At 74.8% G+C, this 18,861-nt stretch carries 16 protein-coding genes; 15 read left to right on the top strand and 1 reads right to left on the bottom strand.

Translation table 11 applies throughout. The features are described 5' to 3' along the window. Positions 1-8 precede the first annotated feature (8 nt). Together menD and J5O08_RS16130 are read left to right on the top strand one after the other, a co-directional pair. Positions 9-1,835, top strand: coding sequence for a 2-succinyl-5-enolpyruvyl-6-hydroxy-3-cyclohexene-1-carboxylic-acid synthase (gene menD / locus J5O08_RS16125; protein WP_308281664.1), 1,827 nt, complete (start codon positions 9-11; stop codon positions 1,833-1,835). A gap of 117 nt (positions 1,836-1,952) precedes the next feature. Further along, complete coding sequence (locus tag J5O08_RS16130; RefSeq protein WP_218707919.1) at positions 1,953-3,734, top strand: trypsin-like peptidase domain-containing protein; 1,782 nt, start codon at positions 1,953-1,955, stop codon at positions 3,732-3,734. A 146-nt stretch (positions 3,735-3,880) separates the two neighbouring features. Here the strand turns inward: J5O08_RS16130 and J5O08_RS16135 are convergent, their stop codons facing one another. Next, positions 3,881-5,215: an isochorismate synthase MenF gene (locus tag J5O08_RS16135; protein ID WP_218707920.1), complete on the bottom strand. Its 1,335-nt coding sequence runs from the start codon at positions 5,213-5,215 to the stop codon at positions 3,881-3,883. Between the two features lie 57 nt (positions 5,216-5,272). Between J5O08_RS16135 and J5O08_RS16140 the strand changes: the two genes are divergently transcribed. From J5O08_RS16140 to nuoK, 13 genes are all read left to right on the top strand, one after another. Beyond that, the gene (locus J5O08_RS16140; RefSeq protein WP_217615353.1) at positions 5,273-5,974 is read left to right on the top strand and encodes a demethylmenaquinone methyltransferase; all 702 of its coding nucleotides are present in this window, start codon (positions 5,273-5,275) and stop codon (positions 5,972-5,974) included. A gap of 134 nt (positions 5,975-6,108) precedes the next feature. After that, positions 6,109-7,416 (top strand): geranylgeranyl reductase family protein, encoded by a 1,308-nt coding sequence (locus tag J5O08_RS16145; RefSeq protein WP_218707921.1) that lies wholly within the window; start codon positions 6,109-6,111, stop codon positions 7,414-7,416. A 114-nt stretch (positions 7,417-7,530) separates the two neighbouring features. Further along, a complete protein-coding gene (locus J5O08_RS16150; protein ID WP_147795390.1) occupies positions 7,531-7,899 on the top strand; it encodes an NADH-quinone oxidoreductase subunit A in 369 nt (122 codons plus the stop codon). A gap of 1 nt (position 7,900) precedes the next feature. Next, positions 7,901-8,452, top strand: a complete 552-nt coding sequence (locus tag J5O08_RS16155) for an NADH-quinone oxidoreductase subunit B family protein (RefSeq protein ID WP_147795391.1) — start codon at positions 7,901-7,903, stop codon at positions 8,450-8,452. Then, on the top strand, positions 8,449-9,246 hold the full coding sequence (locus J5O08_RS16160; protein WP_218707922.1) for an NADH-quinone oxidoreductase subunit C: 798 nt from the start codon (positions 8,449-8,451) through the stop codon (positions 9,244-9,246). The genes J5O08_RS16155 and J5O08_RS16160 overlap by 4 nt, the downstream gene beginning before the upstream one ends. Next, on the top strand, positions 9,243-10,598 hold the full coding sequence (locus tag J5O08_RS16165; protein WP_218707923.1) for an NADH-quinone oxidoreductase subunit D: 1,356 nt from the start codon (positions 9,243-9,245) through the stop codon (positions 10,596-10,598). Before J5O08_RS16160 ends, J5O08_RS16165 begins: the two co-directional genes overlap by 4 nt. Then, complete coding sequence (gene nuoE, locus J5O08_RS16170) at positions 10,598-11,506, top strand: NADH-quinone oxidoreductase subunit NuoE (RefSeq protein ID WP_218707924.1); 909 nt, start codon at positions 10,598-10,600, stop codon at positions 11,504-11,506. The genes J5O08_RS16165 and nuoE overlap by 1 nt, the downstream gene beginning before the upstream one ends. Further along, entirely contained in the window at positions 11,506-12,846 is a 1,341-nt protein-coding gene (gene nuoF, locus J5O08_RS16175) for an NADH-quinone oxidoreductase subunit NuoF (protein WP_217615348.1), read from the top strand. The genes nuoE and nuoF overlap by 1 nt, the downstream gene beginning before the upstream one ends. Continuing rightward, entirely contained in the window at positions 12,846-15,506 is a 2,661-nt protein-coding gene (locus J5O08_RS16180; protein ID WP_218707925.1) for an NADH-quinone oxidoreductase subunit G, read from the top strand. Before nuoF ends, J5O08_RS16180 begins: the two co-directional genes overlap by 1 nt. After that, on the top strand, positions 15,503-16,915 hold the full coding sequence (nuoH, locus tag J5O08_RS16185; RefSeq protein ID WP_374225986.1) for an NADH-quinone oxidoreductase subunit NuoH: 1,413 nt from the start codon (positions 15,503-15,505) through the stop codon (positions 16,913-16,915). The genes J5O08_RS16180 and nuoH overlap by 4 nt, the downstream gene beginning before the upstream one ends. Positions 16,916-17,000: 85 nt before the next feature. Next, a complete protein-coding gene (gene nuoI, locus J5O08_RS16190) occupies positions 17,001-17,648 on the top strand; it encodes an NADH-quinone oxidoreductase subunit NuoI (RefSeq protein ID WP_308281665.1) in 648 nt (215 codons plus the stop codon). Further along, on the top strand, positions 17,645-18,562 hold the full coding sequence (locus tag J5O08_RS16195) for an NADH-quinone oxidoreductase subunit J (protein WP_218707926.1): 918 nt from the start codon (positions 17,645-17,647) through the stop codon (positions 18,560-18,562). Before nuoI ends, J5O08_RS16195 begins: the two co-directional genes overlap by 4 nt. Continuing rightward, a complete protein-coding gene (gene nuoK / locus J5O08_RS16200) occupies positions 18,559-18,858 on the top strand; it encodes an NADH-quinone oxidoreductase subunit NuoK (protein ID WP_147795399.1) in 300 nt (99 codons plus the stop codon). Before J5O08_RS16195 ends, nuoK begins: the two co-directional genes overlap by 4 nt. Positions 18,859-18,861 lie beyond the last annotated feature (3 nt).

Raw genomic sequence — 18,861 nt, forward strand, 5'->3', positions numbered from 1 at the left:
GTGGCGCGGTGACGGCCCCGGCCGTCGGCGGCGGGCCGCGCGGTCCGGTGCGCGGCGCACCCGCCGCGCAGGCCGCGCGGGTGCTGGTCCAGGAGCTCGCCGCCCACGGCGTGCGGGACGTCGTCCTGGCCCCCGGTTCGCGCAGCGCCCCGCTGGCCTACGCGCTCGCCGAGGCCGCCCTGCCCGACGCCGAGCGCCCGGCCGGCGCCCCGGCGGTCCGGCTGCACGTGCGGGTCGACGAGCGGGACGCCGCGTTCCTCGCGCTCGGGCTCGCCCGGGCCGCGGCGGCGGAGGGCGAGCCGCGCGCGGTGGCGGTCGTCACCACGTCCGGCACCGCCGTCGCGAACCTGCACCCGGCGGTGCTGGAGGCGCACCACGCGGGCGCCCCGCTGCTGCTGCTCACGGCCGACCGCCCGCACGAGCTGCGCGGCACCGGCGCCAACCAGACCACCGTGCAGCCGGGGATCTTCGGCGCGGCGACCCGGCTCGAGGCCGACGTCCCCGCGCCGTCCGGCCGCGCCGGCGAGGACCGCGACCTGCGGCACCTGGTCTCCCGCGCCGTCGCGGCCGCGCTCGGCTCCCGCACCGGCGACCCCGGTCCCGTGCACCTGGACCTCGCGTACCGCGAGCCGCTGGTGCCCGGGCCGGAGCCGTGGCCCGCCGACGGCGCGGCCGGTCGGGTCGTCGTCCCGCCGCGGCCCGTCGCCGCACCCGCCGTGGGCGACCCCGGCGTCCCCGCCCGCGCGGACCTGCCCGGCCCCGTCGTGGTCGTCGCGGGCGACGGCGCCGGCCCGGAGGCCCGCCGGCTGGCGGAGGCCGCGGGCTGGCCGCTGCTCGCCGAGCCGTCCTCCGGGGCCCGGGGCGGCCCGCACGCGCCCGCGACCTACCGGGTGCTCCTCGGCGACCCCGCCCTGGGCGGCCGGGTCCGCTCCGTGGTGCTGCTCGGCCGCCCGACGCTCACCCGGCCCGTGTCGGCGCTGCTCGCCCGGGACGACGTCGACCTGACCGTGGTCGCCCCCACGGGCTCGGGCTGGCCGGACGCCGGCCGTGCTGCCGACCGGGTGCTCACCGGCGTGCCCGACGCCTGGTTCGACGGGCCGGCCGACGACCCCGCGTGGCCCGCCGCCTGGCAGCGCGCCGACGTCGCCGCGGGTGCCGCGGTGGACGCCGCGCTGGACGACGACCCCGCCGCGCCGCCGACCCGGGCCACCCCGCCGCTCACCGGGCCGCGCGCCGTGCGGGCCGTCGCGGAGGCCTCGCTGCCCGGCGACGTGCTCGTCGTCGGGTCGTCGAACCCCGTGCGGGACCTGGACCTGGTCGCGCGCTGGGCGGAGCCGCCGCTCGTGCTCGCGAACCGCGGGCTCGCCGGCATCGACGGGATGCTGTCCACCGCCGCCGGGGTCGCGCTCGGCCTGCCGCGCCGCCGCGTGCGCGCGCTGGTCGGCGACCTCACGTTCCTGCACGACGTCGGCGGTCTGCTGCGGCTGACCACCGAGCCCGAGCCCGACCTCCAGGTCGTGGTGCTGAACGACGCGGGCGGATCGATCTTCGCGACGCTGGAGCACGGGGCGCCCGAGCGCGCCCGCACGTTCGAGCGGGTGTTCGCCACGCCGCACGCAGTCGACGTCGCCGCCCTGTGCGCGGGGTACGGCGTCCGGCACGTGCGGGTCTCGGACGAGGCCGCGCTGGCCGCCGCGCTGGCGGCGCCGGGCCGGGGGACCTCCGTCGTCGAGGTGCGGGTCGACCGCGCCGACCGGCGGGCGCTGGGGGAGCGGCTGGCGGCGGCGGCCCGGGACGCCGCGCGCGACGCGCTGGACGGCGGCGCCGCCGGCTGACGGGGTGCGACCCGCCGCGGACCACGTCATCGTGGATTCGCAGCGGACTCCCAGGTTCTGCCGAGCATCGCTCCAGTTCGAGGGAGTCTGATGGTCGGCAAGAAGGAGGTACACCCCATGAGCAGCAGCACCCCCGAGGGTCCGCGCGACGCCCAGGGCGCGCCGGAGCCGCAGCGCACCGAGGACGGCACCGCTGCGACCGAGGCCGTCCCCGCGACGCCGACGACCGACGCGACGCCGTCCGCCGACGAGACGCAGCGCATCGCCCCGGCGCCCACCCAGCAGCTCCCGCAGACCCCGGCGCAGCCCGCGGCCCCGGCCGCCCCCGCCCCGCAGCAGCCGTACCAGCACGCCGCGCCGCAGCACCCGGCCGCGCAGCCGCAGCACCCCGGCGCCCCGGCGCCGCAGCAGCCGCGCTACGGCCAGTACGCGCCGCAGCAGCACCCGGCGCAGGCGCACCAGCAGCCCGCCGGTCCGCAGCAGCACGCCCCGCAGCAGCACGCCCCGCAGCAGGGGCACGACCCCCTGGCGGCGTTCCGCGCCCCCGCCGGCCCGGGCGCGCCGCAGGGCCCGGGTGCCCCGCAGGGCCCGCACGGTCCCCAGGGCCCCACCGGCGGCCCGGAGTACCCCGCCGCCTTCGGCGCCCCGGGCGAGCCCGGCGGCGCCCCCGCCCGCACCCGGACCGCGCGCGACCGCATCTGGCTCCCCGTGGCCAGCGTCGGCGTCGCGGCGGCCGTGCTCGCGAGCCTCGGCACGGCCGCGCTGACCGGTGCGTTCGAGAACGACGGCTCCTCCCGCGCGGCGAGCATCGCGTCGATCGGCCAGAGCAGCAACGACAGCGTCCCGGTCTCCGGATCCACGTCGGACAACCCCGACTGGCAGGCCGTCGCGTCCGCGGTGAAGGACTCCGTGGTCGCGATCACCGTCACCACCAGCCAGGGCGAGGCCCAGGGCTCCGGCGTGATCGTCGACACCGAGGGCCACGTCGTCACCAACAACCACGTGGTCTCGGGGGCGCAGGACGGCAAGGTCCAGGTCACGCTGACCGACGGCCGGATCTTCACGGCCGACGTCGTCGGCACCGACCCCACCACGGACCTCGCGGTCGTGAAGCTGCAGGACGCGCCGGACGACCTCAAGCCCGCCGCGCTCGGCGCCTCCGCCGACGTGACGGTCGGCGACCCGGTCATGGCCGTCGGCAACCCGCTCGGCCTGGCGAACACCGTGACCACCGGCATCGTCTCGGCGGTCGACCGCCCGGTGTCGACCACGGAGGACGGCAGCAACGAGGCCGTGGTCACGAACGCGATCCAGATCGACGCGGCCGTGAACCCCGGCAACTCGGGTGGCCCGCTGTTCGACGCGCAGGGTCAGGTCATCGGCATCACCTCGTCGATCGCCACCACGTCGAGCCAGTCCGGCTCGATCGGCCTCGGCTTCGCGATCCCCGTGGACCTCGCGGACATGATCGCCGGCCAGCTGATCACGGACGGCACCGCGGAGCACGCGTTCCTCGGCGTCGGGCTGACCGACAACACGGCGACCGCCGACGGCGTCACCCGCGCCGGCGCGGAGGTGCAGAGCGTCACCTCCGGCTCGCCCGCCGCGGACGCCGGCGTGCAGCAGGGCGACGTCATCGTGGCGATCGACGGCAAGGCCGTCGGCGGTGCCGAGTCGCTCACCGGATACGTCCGGGCCTACGCCTCGGGCGACAAGGTCACCCTGACCCTGGTGCGCGACGGCAAGTCCCTCGACGTGGACGTCACGCTCGCGGTGCGCCAGGAGACGACGTCGAGCGACTCGGGCTCGGGCGGCTCGGGCAGCACCGACCCGCGGAACATGACGCCGGACGAGCTCTGGCAGTGGTTCCAGCAGCAGCAGGGCGGCGGTCAGAACTGACGCCGACCCCACGACGGCCCCCGGGCGGGATATCCCCTGCCCCGCCCGACGGGCACGGGGGCGGCGAGCCCGCACCTCGCCACCCCCACCGACGGCCCCCGCGGCGCGCGCCCCTGGCGCCCGCGGGGGTCGTCCCGCGTCCGGGGTCAGTCCGAGGCGAGGGCCGTGCGCATCGGGACCAGCTTCGCGCGGGACTCCGCCAGCTCGGCCGCCGGGTCGGACGCCGCGACGATGCCGCAGCCCGCGAACAGCCGGAGGCGGTGCGGGTCGTCCGGGTCGAGCTCCGCGGAACGCAGCCCGATGCCCCACTCGCCGTCGCCGTCCGCGCCGACCCAGCCCACGGGTCCGGCGTACCGGGCGCGGTCCATGCCCTCGATCGCCCGGATCAGGTCGCGAGCGGCCTCGGTGGGCGTGCCGCAGACCGCGGCGGTGGGGTGCAGCGCGGCCGCGAGGGCGAGCGACGTGGGGTGCGGGCCGCCGTCGGCGTCCGCCCCGGTCCCGCGGAGCACCGCGGTCACGTCGGACGCGAGGTGCAGCACGTTCGGCAGGTGCAGCACGAACGGGACGTCGGGCACGTTGGTCGACGAGCAGAACGGCGCGAGCGCCTGCGCGACCGAGGACACCGCGTACTCGTGCTCCTCGAGGTCCTTCGACGAGTGGGCGAGGATCGCGGCGCGGGCCAGGTCGGCGTCGTCGTCGCCGGTGCGGCGGATCGTGCCGGCGAGGACGCGCGACGTCACCAGGCCCTGGTCCGAGCGGACCAGCAGCTCCGGGGTCGCGCCGATCAGGCCGTCGACGGAGAACGTCCAGCAGGTCGGGTACCGGTCGGCGAGCCGGCCGAGGGCGTGCCGGACGTCCAGCGGCTCGGCGGTCGTGGCGACCTCGTCGCGCGCGAGCACCACCTTGTCGACCTCCCCGGCCCGGATGGCGGCGACGCCGCGGGCGACCACGGCGGGCCAGGCCTCGGCCTCGACGGCGCCGGACGCGTACGTCACGGCCCCGGGGGCGCGGACCGGCGCGAGACCGGCGAGGTGCCGGGCGACCAGCGCCCAGTCCGGCGCGGGGCCGAGGGTCCCGGCGGTCTCGACGACCGTCAGCCAGGACTGCCCGTCCCGGCGGCCGACGACCACGCGCGGCACCACGAGCGCGCCGCCCGCGGCGGACAGGTCGTCGAACGCGAACGAGCCGAACGCCACCGGCCCGGTGCCGGGCAGCCCGACCTCGTCCCGGACGACGGCGTGCCGGACCAGGTCCTGCCACCAGCGCTCGGCGTCGGCGAACCGGTCGGTGCCCCGGACGTCGATGCGCGCGGCCTCGCCCCAGCCGACGAGCCCGTCGCCCCGGCGCACCCAGGTGAGCGGGGCGTCCTCGGGGAGCAGGGAGAGGAGGTCGTCCGGGGCGTCGATCCGGACGGTGCGCACCACGAGCGGCTCGGGGTGCGAGGACGCCGCGGCCTGGCGGTCGTCGAGGGGGCTGGTCATCGCCGACCAGGGTACGACCGCGCGCGAGGCGCCCGCGCGACCTGACACGATGGGCCCATGCCCCGCGCCTCGCTCGACAAGGACCCGCACGACGTCGCCACGATGTTCGACGGTGTCGCCCGCCGCTACGACCTGACCAACGACGTGCTGTCGCTCGGCCAGGACCGGATGTGGCGCAAGGCCACCCTGAAGGCGCTCGACGCGCTGCCGGGGGAGACCGTCCTCGACCTGGCCGCGGGCACCGGCACCTCCAGCGAGCCGCTGGCGGACGCCGGCGTGAAGGTCGTCCCGTGCGACCTGTCGACGGGGATGCTCACGGTCGGCAAGCGCCGCCGCCCCGACCTGCCGTTCACCGCGGGCGACGCGACGGCGCTGCCGTTCGCGGACGGGGTGTTCGACGCGGTGACGATCTCGTTCGGCCTGCGGAACGTGGTGGACACGGTCGGCGCGCTGGAGGAGATGCGCCGCGTGACGAGGCCGGGCGGCCGGCTCGTGGTGTGCGAGTTCTCGACGCCGACCTGGGCGCCGTTCCGCACCGTGTACTCGGGGTACCTCGTCAAGGCGCTGCCCGCGGTGGCGAAGGTCGTCGCGCGGGAGACCGCGGCGTACGACTACCTGGCCGAGTCGATCCAGGACTGGCCCGACCAGCTGGGTCTGGCGAAGCTCCTCAAGGAGGCGGGCTGGGGCTCGGTCGCGTACCGGAATCTGTCCGGCGGCATCGTCGCCCTGCACCGCGCCACGAATCCTGGGATCAATTAGCGCGGAATGGTGGGACGAAAGTCCCGCATAACCCCTGGTCAGGAGCAGCGACGCTACTGAGGCAAACCTTCGCAGACAGATCGTTGGTCGTATCACTAGACTCCCCCTGTCAACACGTGTGAAGGCATTCACAAATGGGGCGAACTGTGCACAGTGGCAAGAGCGATGACGCGGACGTCATCGTCGTCGGCGCCGGACCCGGCGGGTCCAGCGCCGCGTACCACTGCGCCGCCGCGGGCCTGTCGGTGCTGCTCCTCGACAAGGCGAGCTTCCCCCGGGACAAGATCTGCGGCGACGGCCTGACGCCGCGCGCGGTGGCCGAGCTGGTCCGGATGGGCGTGCCGCTCCGCGAGCAGGACGGCTGGATCCGGAACGTCGGCCTGCGGGTCCTGGGCGGCGGCCACGTGGTCGAGCTGCCCTGGCCCGAGCTGTCCTCCTACCCGTCGTACGGCCTGGCCCGCGCGCGCACCTCGCTCGACCACCTGCTGCTCGAGCACGCCCGCGCCGCCGGCGCCAAGGTGCAGGAGCGGACCAACGTCACCGGCCCCCTGATCGACGAGCGCACCGGCCGCGTCGTCGGCGTGCAGGCCCGTCCGGTGGACGCCGACGGCCGCCGCGCGGGGGACCCGGTCGAGTACCGCGCCCCCGTCGTGATCGCCGCCGACGGCGTGTCCGCCCGGCTCGCGACCGGCCTCGGCCTCGAGAAGCGCCAGGACCGCCCGATGGGCGTCGCGGTGCGCACCTACTTCGAGACCCCGCGGCACGACGACCCGTGGATGGAGAGCCACCTCGAGCTCTGGGACGGCAAGCCCGGCGAGTCGGACCTCATGCCCGGCTACGGCTGGATCTTCTCGCTCGGCGACGGCACCGCCAACGTCGGCCTCGGCTCGGTGTCCTCGACCGCCGCCGCGACCAAGGTCGACTACAAGGACCTGTTCGCGAAGTGGATGGCGAACGCCCCCGCGGAGTGGGAGTTCACCCCGGAGCACCAGCTCGGCCCGGTCCGCGGCGCCGCGCTGCCGATGGGCTTCAACCGCGGCCCGCTGTACGGCCGCGGGCTCATGCTCGTCGGCGACGCCGCCGGGATGATCAGCCCGTTCAACGGCGAGGGCATCGCCTACGCCCTGCAGGCCGGCCGGGTCGCCGCGGACGCGATCGTCCAGGCCGCCGCACGGGGCACCGCCGCCGGGCGGGAGCGCGCGCTCGCCACCTACGGCGCGCGGATGAAGGACGACCTGGGTGGGTACTACACGCTCGGCCGGGTGTTCGTGAAGCTGATCGAGCGCCCCGAGATCATGCGGGCGTGCACGAGGTACGGCCTGCCTCGCCCGCTGGTCATGAAGCTCACGCACAAGCTGCTCGCGGACTGCTACGAGCCGCACGGCGGCGACTGGGCCGACCGGACCATCGCCGCCCTCGCGCGTCTGGCGCCGGCCTCGTGACGGCCGCCGCCCGCACCGGGCCGCCCTGACGGGCGGCGCGCCGGCCTCGCCCGCCGGACGCGCCCGCCCCCGCAGCCCCACGGAAGCACTCCACCCCCCACCGGGAGAGCACCGATGACCAACCCGTACGTCCCCCTCCTCGTCATGATGGGGGTGGCCGCCGTCCTCGCGGTCGGCGGCCTCGCCGCCAGCGCCGTGATCGGCCCCAAGCGCTACAACCGCGCCAAGCTCGAGGCCTACGAGTGCGGCATCCAGCCGACCCCGCACGCCGTCGGCGGCGGCCGGTTCCCGGTGAAGTACTACCTGGTCGCGATGACCTTCATCATCTTCGACATCGAGGTCGTGTTCCTCTACCCGTGGGCCGTCAGCTTCGGTGAGCTGGCCGTCTTCGGGCTGGTGGCGATGGTGGGGTTCCTCGCGCTGATCACGGTGCCGTTCCTCTACGAGTGGCGGCGCGGCGGTCTCGAGTGGGACGAGGACTGAGATGGGTATCGAAGAGGCTCCCAGCGGCTTCCTGCTGACGTCGGTCGAGACGCTCGCCGGCCTGGTCCGGAAGGCCTCGCTCTGGCCGGTGACCTTCGGCCTGGCGTGCTGCGCGATCGAGATGATGGCGACGGGCGGGTCCCGGTTCGACATCTCCCGGTTCGGCATGGAGGTGTTCCGCGCCTCCCCGCGCCAGTCCGACCTCATGATCGTGGCCGGCCGGGTCAGCCAGAAGATGGCGCCGGTGGTGCGGCAGGTCTACGACCAGATGGCCGAGCCCAAGTGGGTGCTGTCGATGGGCGTGTGCGCCAGCAGCGGCGGCATGTTCAACAACTACGCGATCGTCCAGGGCGTCGACCACGTCGTGCCGGTCGACATCTACCTCCCGGGCTGCCCGCCGCGGCCGGAGATGCTGATCAACGCGATCCTCGAGCTGCACGAGCAGATCAAGGCCGAGCCCCTCGGCAAGAACCGGGCCGACATCGCCCGCGAGGTCGAGGCCGCCGCGCTGCGCGCCGAGCCCACCTCCCACATGACGGGGCTGCTGCGATGAGCGACGAGAAGCAGGACGCCGCCGCGGCCGCCAAGGCCGGGGACGCCGCGTCCGCCGACGCCGGCGCGCAGACGACGAGCGAGGCGGCCCTGGAGGCCGGCGCGCAGAACGTCCCCGCCGACCGGTCGCTGCCGCTCGAGGTCGTCCAGACCCGGCACGGCATGTTCGGCGTGCACGGCTCCGGCGACACGTCCGGGTTCGGCGGCCTGGTGCAGACCGTGGCGCTGCCCGGCCCGAGCGAGCGGCCGTACGGCGGCTGGTTCGACGAGGTCGTGGACGTGCTGACCGAGCTGCTGGACGCCTCCGGCACCGGCGCGGCCGCGGCGCTCGAGTCCGTGGTCGTCGACCGCGGCGAGCTCACGCTGAACATCGCGCGGGAGCACGTGGTCGAGGTCGCGCGGCACCTGCGCGACGACCAGGACCTCCGGTTCGAGCTGTCGCTCGGGGTCAGCGGCGTGCACTACCCGCACGACACCGGCCGCGAGCTGCACGCCGTCTACCACCTGGTGTCCGTGACGCACGGGCGCCGGCTCCGGCTCGAGGTCGCCGCACCCGAAGGCGACCCGACCATCCCCAGCACGGTCGGGGTGTACCCGGCCAACGACTGGCACGAGCGCGAGACCTGGGACTTCTTCGGCATCGTCTTCACCGGCCGCACCGACCTGGCGCGGATCGAGATGCCGGACGACTGGCCCGGCCACCCGCAGCGCAAGGACTACCCGCTCGGCGGGATCCCGGTGGAGTACAAGGGCGCCACCATCCCGCCGGCCGACCAGCGGAGGCAGTACTCGTGAGCTCCCAGACCCACGCGCCGAAGGCCACCGGCCACCTCGTCGACGACGAGACCGTCGGCCTGCGCACCTTCGAGGCGACCGGCGGCGACTGGTCCGACATCGCCGAGGAGGCGGCCCGGCTCGGCGAGCAGCGCATCGTCGTCAACATGGGCCCCCAGCACCCGTCCACGCACGGCGTGCTCCGCCTCATGCTCGAGATCGACGGCGAGACGGTGACCGAGGCCCGCGCGGGCATCGGCTACCTGCACACCGGCATCGAGAAGAACATGGAGTACCGCACCTGGACCCAGGGCGTGACGTTCTGCACCCGCATGGACTACGTCGCCCCGCTGTTCCAGGAGGCCGCGTACTGCCTCGCGGTGGAGAAGCTGCTCGGCATCACCGACGACATCCCGGTCCGCGCCAGCGAGATCCGCGTGCTGATGATGGAGCTCAACCGGATCTCCTCGCACCTGGTGTGCCTGGCGACCGGCGGCAACGAGCTCGGCGCCACGACGATCATGACGATCGGGTTCACCGCCCGCGAGGAGATCCTGCGGATCTTCGAGATGGTCACCGGCCTGCGGATGAACCACGCGTACATCCGCCCCGGCGGCGTCGCGCAGGACATCCCGCCGGGCGGGCTCGACTCGGTCCGCGAGGCGCTGGTCGGCGTGCGGCGCTACCTCACGCAGCTCGAGGACCTCATGCTCGGCCAGCCGATCCTCAAGGGGCGGCTGCAGAACGTGGGCGTGCTCAACCTCGCCGGGTGCATGGCGCTCGGCATCACCGGCCCGATGCTCCGGTCCACCGGCCTGCCGTACGACGTCCGCAAGGCCGCCCCGTACTGCGGCTACGAGACCTACGACTTCGACGTCCCGGTCTCCGAGGGCTCGGACTGCTGGGACCGCATGGTCCTGCGGATCGAGGAGTGCTACCAGTCGATGCGGATCGTCGAGCAGGTGATCGAGCGGCTGCAGGCCTCGGCCGGCACGCCCGTGATGGTCGAGGACAAGAAGATCGCCTGGCCCGCCCAGCTCGCCATCGGCAGCGACGGCATGGGCAACTCGCTCGACCACATCCGGGAGATCATGGGCACCTCGATGGAGGCCCTGATCCACCACTTCAAGCTGGTGACGGAGGGTTTCCGGGTCCCCGCCGGCCAGGCGTGGCAGACCGTCGAGCACCCCCGCGGCGAGCTCGGCGTGCACCTCGTCTCCGACGGGGGCACCAAGCCGTACCGGGCGCACTTCCGCGACCCGTCGTTCAACAACCTGCAGGCCGTCTCGGTGCTCTGCGAGGGCGGGCAGGTGGCGGACGTCGTCTGCTCCGTCGCCTCCATCGACCCGGTGCTCGGAGGGGTGGACCGCTGATGACCGCCATCGACCACCCGCGGATCCCCGGCTCGGGGCGCCCGCGCGCGGCCTACGACGACGCGACCCGGGAGCGGCTCGCCGCCGACGCGGCGCAGGTCGTCGCCCGGTACCCGGACCCGCGCTCGGCCCTGCTGCCGCTGCTGCACCTCGTGCAGTCCGAGGACGGCTACGTGAGCCCGGCGGGCATCGCGTTCTGCGCCGCCACCCTCGACCTGTCGACGGCCCAGGTGTCCGCGGTCGCGACGTTCTACACCCAGTACAAGCGCCGTCCGAACGGCGAGTACACGGTGGGCGTCTGCACCAACACGCTCTGCGCGATCATGGGCGGCGACGCGATCTGGGAGGACCTCACCGACCGGCTCGGCATCGGCCACGACGAGACGACGGGCGACGGCAAGATCACGCTCGAGCGGATCGAGTGCAACGCGGCCTGCGACTACGCGCCGGTGATGATGATCAACTGGGAGTTCTTCGACAACCAGACGCCGGACTCGGCGGCCGAGGTGGTCGGGAGGCTGATCGCGGGGGAGCCCGTGGCCCCGACCCGCGGGCCGTCCCGGGTGCAGACCTTCAAGCAGGTGTCCCGCGTGCTCGCCGGGTTCGACGACGGCCTCGCGGACGAGGGCGTGGCGGCCGGCGAGCCGACGCTGCGCGGGCTGCGGCTCGCGCGGGAGAACGGCTGGACCGCCCCGTCGGTCGACGCCGCGCAGGCCGAGGACGCGGCCCCCGCGGCGCCCGCCGCCGGCACCGCCGCACCCGCGGCCTCCGCGCCGCAGCCCGGCGCCGAGCAGTCCTCCGTCGACCGCCCCGCGGCCGGCGCCCCCGAGCGGTCCGCCGACCAGGAGAAGGCCGAGCACCGCGCGGACGACACGAGCAAGCCCGCCGACAGCGAGAAGGAGTCGTGATGGCCGACGCGACGACCCTGACCCCGGTCCTGAGCGACCGGTGGGACGCCGACCGCCCGTGGGACCTCGGCACGTACGAGGCCCGTGGCGGCTACCGCGGGCTGCGCAAGGCCCTGACGATGGACGCCGGCGACGTCGTGACCACCGTCAAGGACTCCGGCCTGCGCGGCCGCGGCGGTGCCGGCTTCCCGACCGGCATGAAGTGGGGCTTCCTGCCCGCGCCGGACGGCGGCCCGCGCTACCTGGTGGTCAACGCCGACGAGTCCGAGCCGGGCACCTGCAAGGACATCCCGCTGATGCTGGCGGACCCGCAGCTGCTGGTGGAGGGCGTGGCGATCACGTCCTACGCGATCGGCTGCCACCACGCGTTCATCTACCTGCGCGGCGAGGTCGTGCACGTCTACCGCCGGCTGCTGCACGCGGTCGAGCAGGCGTACGCGCAGGGCTACCTGGGGAAGAACATCCTGGGCAGCGGCTACGACCTCGACGTCACCGTGCACGCCGGCGCCGGCGCGTACATCTGCGGCGAGGAGACCGCGCTGCTCGACTCGCTCGAGGGCCGCCGCGGCCAGCCGCGCCTCAAGCCGCCGTTCCCCGCGGTCGCGGGCCTGTACGCCCGGCCGACCGTCGTGAACAACGTCGAGTCGATCGCCTCGGTGCCCGGCATCGTGGTCGGCGGCTCCGACTGGTTCCGCACGATGGGCACCGACCGGTCGCCCGGCCACGGCCTGTTCTCGCTGTCCGGGCACGTGCAGCGCCCCGGGCAGTACGAGGCGCCGCTCGGCATCACGATGCGCGAGCTGCTGGCGATGGCCGGCGGCGTCCGCGAGGGCCACGAGCTGAAGTTCTGGACCCCGGGCGGCTCCTCGACGCCGATCTTCACCGCGGAGCACCTGGACGTCCCGCTCACCTACGAGGAGGTCGGCGCCGCCGGCTCGATGCTCGGCACCCGCGCGCTGCAGGTGTTCGACGACTCGGTGTCGGTGGTCAAGGCCGTGTCCCGGTGGACGCAGTTCTACAAGCACGAGTCCTGCGGCAAGTGCACGCCCTGCCGCGAGGGCACGTTCTGGCTCGCGCAGGTGCTCGGCCGCCTGGAGGCGGGCCAGGGCACGTCGGGGGACATCGACCTGCTGCTCGACCTGTGCGACAACATCCTCGGCAAGGCGTTCTGCGCCCTCGGCGACGGCGCGACCAGCCCGATCACCTCGGCGATCCAGTACTTCCGGGAGGAGTTCGAGGCGGGCACCCACACGCCCGCCGACGTGCTGTTCCCGCCGGAGCGCGCCTCGCTCTTCCCCTACACGCCGCGCCGCAGCGGCCAGCTCGCGGGAGCCCACTGATGACCGTCACCGCATCGAAGCCCGCCGGGTCGGGCGCGACGCCGCCGCCCGAGCCGAAGCCGGACGGGGTCACGTTCACGATCGACGGCATCGAGACCACGGTGCCGAAGGGCACCCTGGTCATCCGCGCCGCCGAGCAGCTCGGCATCCAGATCCCGCGGTTCTGCGACCACCCGCTGCTGGCCCCGGCCGGCGCCTGCCGCCAGTGCCTCGTCGAGGTCTGGGCCCCCGGCCGCGACGGCAAGGTCGCGAAGATGCCGAAGCCGCAGGCCTCCTGCACGCTCACCGCGACGCCGGGCATGGACGTCCGCACCCAGCGCACCTCCGCCGAGGCGGACAAGGCGCAGCACGGCGTCATGGAGCTGCTGCTCATCAACCACCCGCTGGACTGCCCGGTCTGCGACAAGGGCGGCGAGTGCCCCCTGCAGAACCAGGCGATGTCGAACGGCCGCAGCCAGACCCGGTTCGTCGACATCAAGCGGACGTTCCCCAAGCCGATCGCCGTCTCGACCGAGATCCTGCTCGACCGCGAGCGGTGCATCCTCTGCCAGCGGTGCACCCGGTTCTCCCGGGAGATCGCCGGCGACCCGTTCATCGACCTGCAGAAGCGCGGCGCCATGCAGCAGATCGGCCGGTTCGACGCCGACGTGCTGGGCTTCGCCGGCGCGGGGGTCGACGGCGAGGACGGGGCGGCCGACGGCACGCTGGCGTTCGACGACCGCGTGTTCCTCGGCGCGGACATCCCCGTCGGTCCGGCGGAGGACGACGAGTCGGGATCGCCGTTCGCGTCCTACTTCTCCGGCAACACCGTCCAGATCTGCCCGGTCGGCGCGCTGACCGGCGCGGCCTACCGGTTCCGCGCCCGCCCGTTCGACCTGGTGTCGACCCCCGGCGTGGCCGAGCACGACTCGTCCGGCGCGGCGATCCGCGTCGACCACCGGCGCGGCGTCGTGCTGCGGCGGCTCGCGGGGGAGGACCCCGAGGTCAACGAGGAGTGGATCACCGACAAGGACCGGTTCGCCTTCACCTGGCAGTCCGAGGCCGACCGGATCACCACGCCGCTGGTGCGGGACCGCGCGGAGGACGGCAGCCGCGGCGAGCTGCACCCCGCGTCCTGGGCCGAGGCCCTGGAGGTCGCGGCGCACGGGCTGGAGCAGGCCCGCGCCGCGGGCGGCGTCGGGGTGCTCCCCGGCGGCCGGCTGACCGTCGAGGACGCCTACGCCTACGGCAAGTTCGCCCGCGTGGTGCTCGGCACCAACGACGTCGACCTGCGCGCGCGGCCGCACTCGGACGAGGAGCTCGCGTTCCTCGGCCACGCGGTCGCCGGCACCGGCCTGGGCGTCACGTTCCGCGACCTGGAAGCCGCGCCGACCGTCCTGCTCGCCGGCCTGGAGGCCGAGGAGGAGGCCGGGATCGTGTTCCTGCGGCTGCGCAAGGGCGTGGTCGCGGGCCGGACGAAGGTCCACGCGGTGGCGCCGCTGGCCAGCCGCGGCCTGGAGCGCCTGGACGGCGCGCTCCTGCGCGCCGCCCCCGGCACGGAGCCCGAGGTGCTGGACGCCGTCGGCACCGGCGACCTCGCCGACCTCGGGGCCGCGCTCGGCGCCGAGGGCGCGCTGATCCTGGTGGGCGAGCGCCTGGCCGCCGTGCCCGGCGCCCTGTCCGCGGTGCTCCGGCTGGCGGGCCGCACCGGCGCCCGCGTCGCGTGGATCCCGCGCCGTGCTGGCGAGCGCGGCGGCGTGGAGGCCGGCGCGCTGCCGACCCTGCTGCCCGGCGGCCGCCCGGTCGCCGACGCCGCGGCCCGCGTCGACGTGGCCGCCGCCTGGGACGTCGAGCACCTGCCGACCGAGCCCGGCCGGGACACCGCCGCGATCCTCGCGGCCGCGGCGGACGGCACGCTCGGCGGCCTGCTGGTCGGCGGCGTGGACGTGCGCGACCTGCCCGACCCGGCCGCCGCCCGCGCGGCGCTGTCCGCCGCCGGCTTCGTCGTCTCGCTCGAGGTCCGCGCCTCCGAGGTCACCGCACTCGCCGACGTGGTGCTGCCGGTCGCCCCGCCCGTGGAGCGGCCCGGCACCTTCGTGTCCTGGGAGGGCCGCGTGCGGCCGTTCCCGCAGGCGCTCACCTCGACCGCGATGCCGGACCACCGCGTCCTCGACGCGCTGGCCGACGAGCTCGGCGTGACCCTGGGCCTGCGCACCGTCGCCGAGGTGCACGCCGACGCCGACCCGCTGACCGGCGAGTGGGACGGCGCCCGCGTCGCCGCCCCGGACGTCGCCGCCGCCGAGCCGCCGGCCGTCGCCGCGGGCCACGCGGTCCTGGCGTCCTGGCACCAGCTGCTCGACGCCGGCCGGCTGCAGGACGGCGAGCCGTTCCTGGCCGGCACCGCCAAGCGCCCGGTCGCCCGGCTGTCGCCCGCGACCGCCGCGGCCGCGGGGGTGCTGGACGGCGCGCTGCTGACCGTCGCCACCGACGCCGGGTCGATCACGCTGCCGGCCGTCGTCACCGACATGGCCGACCACGTCGTCTGGCTGCCCACCGCCTCGGCGGGCAGCCAGGTCCGGGACGCGCTGCGCGCGGTGCCGGGCGACCTGGTCCGGGTCGGACCGGCCGAGCCCGCGGGCCCCGTCGGGGACACCGCCACCGACGAGGAGGTGACCGCGTGACCGCGACCCTCGCGGCCGTGCTGCCCACCGTGCTCCCCGCCGCCGCCGCGGACGGCGGCGCCGCCGACTTCAGCCAGGACGTGTTCTGGGTCTGGCTGCTCAAGGCGGTCGGCATCCTGGTGTTCCTGCTGCTCAGCGTGCTCATCGCCATCTGGTTCGAGCGCCGCGTCGTCGGCCGGATGCAGCTGCGCCCCGGCCCGAACGTGCACGGCCCGTTCGGCCTGTTCCAGTCGCTCGCCGACGCGATGAAGCTCCTGCTGAAGGAGGACGTCACCGTCAAGGCGGCCGACAAGCTGGTCTACCTGGTGGCGCCGTTCATCGCGGTGTTCTGCTCGCTGCTGACGATGGCGGTCATCCCGTTCGGGCCCGAGGTGTCGATCTTCGGCGTGCTCACCCCGCTGCAGCTCACCGACTTCCCGGTCGCGGTGCTCTACATCCTGGCCTGCGCCTCGGTCGGCGTGTACGGCATCGTCCTCGGCGGCTGGTCGTCCAACTCGACCTACCCGCTGCTCGGCGCCGTGCGGTCCACCGCGCAGGTCATCTCGTACGAGCTCGCGATGGGCCTGTCCCTGGTCAGCGTGTTCATCCTGGCCGGGTCGATGTCGACCTCGGAGATCGTCGCCTCGCAGACGACGATCTGGTGGCTGATCCCGCTCGCTCCGGCGTTCGTCATCTACGTCATCTCGATGGTCGGCGAGACCAACCGGCTGCCGTTCGACCTCCCCGAGGCCGAGGGCGAGCTGGTCGGCGGCTACACCACCGAGTACTCGTCGATGAAGTTCGCCTGGTTCTTCCTGGCCGAGTACATCAACATGCTCAACGTCTCGGCGGTGGCGACCACGCTGTTCTTCGGCGGCTGGCGCGCCCCGTGGCCGCTGTCCTGGATCGGCGACGGCGTGCTCAACACCGGCTGGTGGCCGCTGCTGTGGTTCGTGGCCAAGGTCTGGCTGTTCATGTTCCTGTTCGTGTGGATCCGCGGCACGCTGCTGCGGTTCCGGTACGACCAGTTCATGAAGTTCGGCTGGAAGGTGCTGATCCCGGCCGCGCTGGTGTGGCTGGTCTGCGTCGCGGTCGTCCAGGGCGTCCGCCAGTTCGGCGGCGCGGACGTCATGGCGATGCTGCCCTGGCTCGGCGGCGCGATCCTGGTGATCGTCGCGCTGTCGTTCCTCATCCCGGAGAAGAAGGCCGCCCCCGAGCCGGCGCCGTCGGACGAACCGTTCGACGCCTTCGCCGGCGGCTTCCCCGTGCCGCCGCTGCCGGGCCAGAGCCTGCCGCCGTCCCCGCGCGCGCTCCGCCGCGAGGCCCAGCCGCCCGCGTCGCCCGCCCTCGTCGGCGGGCCCGCGTCGGGCGGCCAGGGCGCGGACGGCGCCGCCCCCGAGTCCCCCACCCAGGAGGTGCCGCGTGGCTGACACGCCGGACAAGTCCGTCGAGCGGAAGGCGGGCGGTGGTGGCGAGGTCGCCCGGCCCGCCCAGGTCCGCCCGTACGAGTCGCTGATCCCGAAGCGGAGCCCGGTCGCCGACGCGCTCGCGCCCGCCGCCGGGTTCGGCGTGACGATCAAGAACTTCTTCAGCCGGACCGTCACCGAGCAGTACCCGTTCGAGACGGCGCCCGTGAAGCCGCGGTTCCACGGCCGGCACCAGCTCAACCGGTACCCGGACGGGCTGGAGAAGTGCATCGGCTGCGAGCTGTGCGCGTGGGCGTGCCCCGCGGACGCGATCTACGTCGAGGCGTCGGACAACACTCCCGAGCGGCAGATGTCGCCGGGGGAGCGGTTCGGCAGCGTCTACCAGATCAACTACCTGCGCTGCATCTTCTGCGGCCTGTGCATCGAGGCGTGCCCGACGCGCGCGCTCACGATGACCAACGACTTCGAGCTGGCGGGCCCGACCCGCGAGGGCCTGATCTACGAGAAGCAGGACCTGCTCGCACCGCTGGCCGAGGGCATGCTCGCCGCCCCGCACCCGATGGTCGAGGGCACGACCGACACCGAGTACTACCGCGGCGAGGTCACCGGCCCGACGCCGGCGCAGGTCGACTGGGTCGCCGAGCAGCGCCCGGACGACCCGACGCTGGAGGCCGCCCGCCGCCGGGCCGGCTCCTCGTCCGACGCGTCCGCGCCCGTGGGGCGGGAGCCCCGATGACCCCGTCGACCGCCGAGACGGTCCTGTTCTGGGTCCTGGCCCCGATCATGGTGCTCGCCGCGTCCGGCCTGCTGTTCGCCCGCAAGGCGGTGCACGCCGCGCTGTGCGTCATCACCGTGATGATCTCGCTCGCGTTCCTGTACGTCGCCCAGGAGGCGCCGTTCCTCGGCGTCGTCCAGGTGGTCGTCTACACCGGCGCCGTGATGATGCTGTTCCTGTTCGTGCTCATGCTGGTCGGCGTCGACGCGTCCGACTCGCTGGTCGAGACGCTCAAGGGCCAGCGCTGGGTCGGCTGGCTCGGCGCGCTCGGCCTGGGCGTGGTGCTGGTCGGCGTCGTGGGCCGGGCCACCTACCCCGACGCCGTCGGTCTCGCCGAGGCGAACGCGCCCGGCAACCCGACCGGCGTCGCGCGGATCATCTTCGGGCAGCACGTGTTCGGCCTCGAGGTCGTCGGCGCCCTGCTGGTGACCGCCGCGCTCGGCGCCCTGGTCCTCACCCACCGGCAGCGCCTCAAGCCGCTGGTCAAGCAGCCCGAGCGCGCCGCGGCCCGCGTGGCCGCCGGCGCCCGGCTCACCCCGCTGCCCGCCCCCGGCGTGTACGCGCGGCACAACGCGATGGACGTCCCCGCGCTGGACCCCGACGGGAACCCGATCGAGGACTCGGTGCCCCGCGTGCTGCGGATCCGCGGCCAGGAGGCCGGCACGGCCGAGTACCGCGCGGACACCTACCGGCGCGCGGTCACGGCGGTGCTCGCGGAGCGCGGCGCGGCCGCGACGGACGGGGAGGTCGACGCGGCCCTCGGGACCGTCGAGGACGACCCGCGGCCCGCCGCGGCACCGCCGGGGACCACCACCGGCCCGGCGGCCGACATCGACCTCGGCGGCGGCTCGACCCGGACGGAGACCGAGCGGTGACCCTCACGAACTACCTGGTGCTCTCCGGGATCCTGTTCTCGATCGGCGCCGCGACGGTGCTGCTGCGCCGGAACGCGATCATCGTGTTCATGGGCGTCGAGCTCATGCTCAACGCGACCAACCTCGCGCTGGTGACGTTCTCCCGGCTGCACGGCGACCTGACCGGCCAGGTCATGGCGTTCTTCGTCATGGTCGTGGCCGCCGCGGAGGTGGTCGTCGGGCTGGCGATCATCGTGTCGATCTTCCGCACCCGGAAGTCGGCCTCCGTCGACGACATCAACCTGCTGAAGAGCTGAGGG

Origin of the sequence: Cellulomonas sp. PS-H5, from assembly GCF_019265565.1 — a bacterium.
Taxonomy (GTDB): domain Bacteria; phylum Actinomycetota; class Actinomycetes; order Actinomycetales; family Cellulomonadaceae; genus Cellulomonas.

Coding starts and splice junctions, on each gene's coding strand:
- J5O08_RS16180 (WP_218707925.1), top strand. CDS start 12,846: ATGACCGTCACCGCATCGAAGCCCGCCGGGTCGGGCGCGACGCCGCCG.
- J5O08_RS16130 (WP_218707919.1), top strand. CDS start 1,953: ATGAGCAGCAGCACCCCCGAGGGTCCGCGCGACGCCCAGGGCGCGCCG.
- J5O08_RS16145 (WP_218707921.1), top strand. CDS start 6,109: ATGGGGCGAACTGTGCACAGTGGCAAGAGCGATGACGCGGACGTCATC.
- J5O08_RS16195 (WP_218707926.1), top strand. CDS start 17,645: ATGACCCCGTCGACCGCCGAGACGGTCCTGTTCTGGGTCCTGGCCCCG.
- J5O08_RS16140 (WP_217615353.1), top strand. CDS start 5,273: ATGCCCCGCGCCTCGCTCGACAAGGACCCGCACGACGTCGCCACGATG.
- J5O08_RS16160 (WP_218707922.1), top strand. CDS start 8,449: ATGAGCGACGAGAAGCAGGACGCCGCCGCGGCCGCCAAGGCCGGGGAC.
- J5O08_RS16155 (WP_147795391.1), top strand. CDS start 7,901: ATGGGTATCGAAGAGGCTCCCAGCGGCTTCCTGCTGACGTCGGTCGAG.
- nuoE (WP_218707924.1), top strand. CDS start 10,598: ATGACCGCCATCGACCACCCGCGGATCCCCGGCTCGGGGCGCCCGCGC.
- J5O08_RS16135 (WP_218707920.1), bottom strand. CDS start 5,215: ATGACCAGCCCCCTCGACGACCGCCAGGCCGCGGCGTCCTCGCACCCC.
- nuoF (WP_217615348.1), top strand. CDS start 11,506: ATGGCCGACGCGACGACCCTGACCCCGGTCCTGAGCGACCGGTGGGAC.
- J5O08_RS16150 (WP_147795390.1), top strand. CDS start 7,531: ATGACCAACCCGTACGTCCCCCTCCTCGTCATGATGGGGGTGGCCGCC.